The following is a 5,095-nucleotide window of genomic DNA, read 5'->3' on the forward strand; positions in this document are numbered from 1 at the left end:
CCCGGCCAGGACCGCTTCTGGTTCATGTGGGACGACCTGGTACGCGGCGCGATCGGCGCGGTGGTGCTCGTGGACACCCGGCGCCTCGCCGACTGCTTCCCGGCCGTCGACTACTTCGAGAACTCCGGCCTGCCCTTCGTCATCGCCCTCAACGGCTTCGACGGCCAGCAGCCCTACGCCCCCGACGAAGTACGGGAAGCGCTGCAGATCGGGCCGGACACCCCGATCATCACGACCGACGCCCGGCACCGCGCCGACGCCAAGAGTGCGCTGATCACGCTGGTCGAGCACGCCCTGATGGCCCGCCTCAAGTAGCACACGCGTAAGCGATCAAGTACGACGTGTCGTACGGCAGTTGTCGTAAACGGACCAGAGCCGACTGTGGCCTTTGACACGGTCGGCTCCGGTGTTCATAACAGTTCGGCAGAGGAATCGCCGGGCATCACCACGCGACGCGGTCGCGCAGTGCCACTGTGCGCACAAACACCCCGCCTTTTGGCGTGGCTCGCTCTTTATGACCGTTTTATCTCCGGCCGCCAAGAGCCTCGCTCAGAGGTTTCCGCTGTTTGGAAGACCGCTGGTCCACGTGCTGGAATGCCTGAACTGCCCAATAGTCAAAGACGTACTCAAGGGTCGATGACGAACCGGGCTCTGAGAGACTGCGGCACGACGTAGGTGCCGACCCGCCGAGAGGTTGTTGGTCGAGTGAGGCGAAGCAAGAACGGTCCCGAGCCGTCGGCGCGGGGCAACTTCACCCCGCCGCCGCGCGCTGCGGCGCCCACCCCTGTGACCGGCGGCGAGCCGGCGGCCGCGCCCGCGCCGAGCGGCGGCCGTTTCTCGCCGCGCAACTGGCGCGTGCCGACCAGACTGAACGCGATCCTGCTGATACCCGCGGCGGTCGGCCTTGTCATGGGCGGCTTCCAGGTCAACAGCTCGATCGACACCTGGCAGCAGGCCCGCGACGCCGAGAACACCGCCCGCCTGGTCCGTGCCGCCCTCACCTACGCCGACGCTCTTGAGAACGAGCGTGACGTCACCGCCGCTCCCCTGCTGCTGGACCGGACCAGCAGCAAGAACAAGGCCATCGTCGACCAGGCCCGCAAGGCCACGGATGTGGCCGCCGACGGCTTCGACCAGGCGGCGCAGAGCATGCCGCAGAAGTCGGGCCTGGTGCGCCGGCTGAAGCTGTTCCGCGAGGCCGAGCCCGAGCTGACGCAGCTGCGCCAGGCCGCCTACACCGCGAAGACGCCCGGTGTGAAGACCGAAGAGGGGTACGTCGACGTCACGCACCCCCTGATGGAGTTCGCCAACGAGCTCGGTCTGGGCACCGGCAACATCACCTCCTACGGCCGTACCGTCTACGCCATCTCCCTGACCAAGGCGGCGCTGTCGCTGGAGCGGTCGATCGGCACGCATCTGCTGGTCAAGCCCGGTCCGGACGCGGGCAACCTGGCGACCCAGCGGGTGTCGCTGTCCTCGTACGCCTATCTGGAGCGCATCGCCGTCGAGGAGTACAAGGGCGGCGGCACCGAGGCGGACGCGAGGAAGCTGCAGCAGAAGCAGGCGCAGATCGAGTCGGACGGCGCCGCGACGGCCGCGCAGGCCAAGCAGAAGAACCCGAGCTACGTCCCGCCGCCCTCGGACCCGACCACGATGGTCTCGGCCCTCGCCACCATGAAGGACACCAGTGTCCTCACCCGGCAGGAGCTGGCCGCCAAGGGCATCACCGCCGACAACTGGTTCGCGGTCAACACGCTGAAGTACAAGGCCTACCGGCAGATCGAGTCGGACATGGCCGACAAGGCCGTGAACGAGGCCTCGTCGATCGCCGACGACGCCAAGAACTCCGCGTTCATCACCGGTGGCGTCGTGGTGATCGCCCTGCTGCTCGCCTTCATCCTGGCCGGTGCCGTGGCCCGCCAGATGAGCCGCTCGATGCGCCAGCTGCGCAACGCGGCCTTCGGCATCGCCGAGCAGCGTCTGCCGATGCTGGTCGACCAGCTCTCGCGCACCGACCCCGGCCGGGTCGACACCCGGGTCGCCCCGATCCCGATCACCACCAAGGACGAGATCGGCGAGGTCGCCCGCGCCTTCGACCAGGTGCACCGCGAAGCGGTCCGGCTCGCCTCCGAGCAGGCCCTGCTGCGGGGCAACATCAACGCGATCTTCACCAACCTGTCGCGCCGCAACCAGTCGCTGATCGAGGGCCAGCTGACCCTGATCACCGACCTGGAGAACAACGAGGCCGACCCGGACCAGCTGGAGAACCTCTTCAAGCTGGACCACCTCGCGACCCGTATGCGCCGCAACGGCGAGAACCTCCTGGTCCTCGCGGGCGAGGAGCCCGGCCGCCGCTGGGACCAGCCGGTGCCGCTGGTCGACGTGCTGCGCGCCGCCTCCTCCGAGGTGGAGCAGTACGAGCGCATCGAGCTGTCCGGCGTGCCGGAGGCCGAGATCCACGGCCGCGCGGTCACCGACCTCGTGCACCTGCTCGCCGAGCTGCTGGAGAACGCGACGACGTTCTCCTCTCCGCAGACCAAGGTCCGTGTCACCGCGACCCGTCTCCCCGACGGCCGCGTGATGATCGAGATCCACGACAAGGGCATCGGCCTGACCGCCGAGGATTTCGCGGACATCAACCACAAGCTGGCCAACCCGCCGACCGTGGACGCCGCGATCTCCCAGCGCATGGGTCTGTTCGTGGTCGGCCGGCTGTCCGACCGGCACGGCATCCGCGTCCAGCTGCGCCCCTCGGGCGAGCAGGCCGGCACGACCTCCCTGGTCATGCTGCCGGACGCGATCACGCACGGCGGTGGCGGCGAGGCGCCGCTGGACCGCGAGGAGTTCACGGTCTCGCAGATCATCCCGGAGCAGCAGTTCCAGGGTGAGAGCTTCAACCAGGTGCCGCCGATGCGCACCGCCGCCGAGCTGGGCTTCGACGACAGCCAGTACGACGTCCCCGACGACATCCGCGATCTGGACCCCGTCGGCCGTTCGCTGATGCGCGAGGAGCGCCGGGCGGCCCTGGAGGCCCAGACGTTCGGCCAGCCGGAGTCGGCACAAGCGGAAGCGGAGGCGCCCGCGCCGTACGCCGGCCCGCTGTTCGACGGCACCCAGGCCCAGCCGGTCTACCAGGAGCAGCCGCGAGAGGCGTACCAGGAGACCGGGTACCAGGAGCCGTCGTACGAAGAGCCGCGGCAGCCGTCGTACGAAAAGCACTATGAGGACCAGTTCTTCGCGCCGAACGGCGGCCTGCCGCAGGATGAGAGCTTCTCGGCCCCGGCGGCCGGCGGCTACTCCGACCCGGCCTACACGGAGCCCGCCCCGGCGCACACCTACCAGGACGACTGGCCGCAGCAGGACGGGTACCAGAACGGCTATCCGGCCCATTACGCTCCGGAAACGGAATCCTCGCAGGCCGCTGACGCAGGTGAGCGGAACCGCGTAGGCTTCGACCGTCCGGGACCGGCCTCGACCGCCTCCCACCAGCTGACCGACGCCGGGCTGCCCCGCCGCGGATCCGCCGCGAGCGGTTCCAACGGCTCGGGTACCGCGGGTGGCGCGGCGCACGTGCAGCAGGAGGCTCCGGCACCGGGCAACGCTCCGGGGGCCGGCGCCGACAGCGGCTGGCGCTCGGCGAACGACGAGCGGTGGCAGCAGGCGTCCCAGCTCCGCAAGCCCAAGGCCGGCGGGGTCACCGCCTCCGGTCTGCCGCGGCGGGTGCCCAAGGCCAACCTGGTCGAGGGCGCCGCCGAGAACACCCCTCAGGGAGGCCCCCAGGTCTCCCGCGCCCCGGAGGATGTCCGGGGCAGGCTGAGCAACCTGCGTCGAGGCGTCCAGCGCGGACGCAGCGCAGGCAGTGAAACGAACGGCCAGGCCACTAGAAATCAGCACAGTGGTCCTGACAGCACCTACAACCAGGAGCGTTAGTGTGAGCCCGATGAGCCAGGCGGCACAGAACCTGAACTGGTTGATCACCAACTTCGTGGACAACACCCCGGGGGTGTCCCACACGGTGGTGGTCTCCGCCGACGGACTCCTTCTGGCGATGTCCGAAGGCTTCCCCCGCGACCGCGCCGACCAGCTCGCGGCCGTCGCATCCGGTCTGACGTCCCTGACGGCAGGCGCCTCCCGGATCTTCGAGGGAGGCGCTGTGAACCAGACGGTTGTGGAGATGGAGCGGGGATTCCTCTTCATCATGTCCGTATCCGACGGTTCCTCGCTCGCGGTGCTGGCCCACCCGGAAGCGGACATCGGCCTCATCGGGTACGAGATGGCCCTTCTGGTGGACCGCGCGGGCACGGTCCTGACCCCGGATCTCCGTGCGGAGCTCCAGGGCAGCCTTCTCAACTAACAAGCGGACGGTGCGTATTCGCGTCCCGGGGCCGTAAGGTTTCGGGACGCGGCTCCACAGCGATGGGTGCCCGGCACAGTCGGAGGAGGAGAAAGTGGCAACACCCCCAGGCGGTTCGCATTCGGGAAACTGGTCGTACGGCCCTGCCCAGGGCCAGGGCGACGGTTCGGCGAACCGGTACAACTTCCCCTCCGCCCCGAGCCACCGGCAGCCGTACGCGCCGCAGGGTCCCGGCCCCTCGCCGTACGACCAGCCGCCGTCCCCACGGATCCAGCCGGTGCAACCGCAGCGCCGCCCCGAGCCGGCGCCCGCGACCGCCTCGAACAACCCCTTGGTGCGTCCGTACGCCATGACCGGCGGCCGGACCCGCCCGCGCTACCAGCTCGCCATCGAGGCACTGGTGCACACCACCGCCGCTCCGCATCAGATGCAGGGCCAGCTGCCCGAGCATCAGCGGATCTGCAACCTGTGCCGGGAGATCAAGTCGGTGGCCGAGATCTCGGCGTTGCTGACGATCCCCCTCGGCGTGGCCAGGATTCTCGTCGCCGACTTGGCGGAGGCGGGCCTGGTCGCCATCCATCAGCCCGGCGGCGACGAGAACGCCGGTGGCCAGCCAGACGTGACACTGCTCGAAAGGGTGCTCAGTGGACTTCGCAAGCTCTAGCGGCGGTCCTTCCCGCTCCACCACTTCCGCGAAGATCGTGGTGGCGGGCGGCTTCGGCGTGGGCAAGACCACGTTCG

At 69.3% G+C, this 5,095-nt stretch carries 4 protein-coding genes and 1 pseudogene; all 5 read left to right on the forward strand.

The annotated features are described in order from the left end of the window. The coding region (locus IE277_RS46140; protein WP_189960064.1) for a GTP-binding protein at window positions 1-315 on the forward strand (315 nt) is incomplete at its 5' end. Between the two features lie 390 nt (window positions 316-705). After that, window positions 706-3,930, forward strand: a complete 3,225-nt coding sequence (locus tag IE277_RS46145; RefSeq protein WP_189960066.1) for a sensor histidine kinase — start codon at window positions 706-708, stop codon at window positions 3,928-3,930. 10 nt (window positions 3,931-3,940) lie between these two features. Further along, window positions 3,941-4,354 (forward strand): roadblock/LC7 domain-containing protein, encoded by a 414-nt coding sequence (locus tag IE277_RS46150; protein ID WP_003993185.1) that lies wholly within the window; start codon window positions 3,941-3,943, stop codon window positions 4,352-4,354. A gap of 94 nt (window positions 4,355-4,448) precedes the next feature. Then, entirely contained in the window at window positions 4,449-5,018 is a 570-nt protein-coding gene (locus IE277_RS46155) for a DUF742 domain-containing protein (protein WP_189960068.1), read from the forward strand. Beyond that, window positions 4,999-5,095: pseudogene (locus IE277_RS46160) on the forward strand (ATP-binding protein); the annotation flags it as partial. The gene IE277_RS46155 and the pseudogene IE277_RS46160, both read left to right, overlap by 20 nt.

Source organism: Streptomyces alanosinicus (genome assembly GCF_014650595.1).
Classification (GTDB): Bacteria; Actinomycetota; Actinomycetes; order Streptomycetales; family Streptomycetaceae; genus Streptomyces; species Streptomyces alanosinicus.

Coding starts and splice junctions, on each gene's coding strand:
- IE277_RS46150 (WP_003993185.1), top strand. CDS start 3,941: ATGAGCCAGGCGGCACAGAACCTGAACTGGTTGATCACCAACTTCGTG.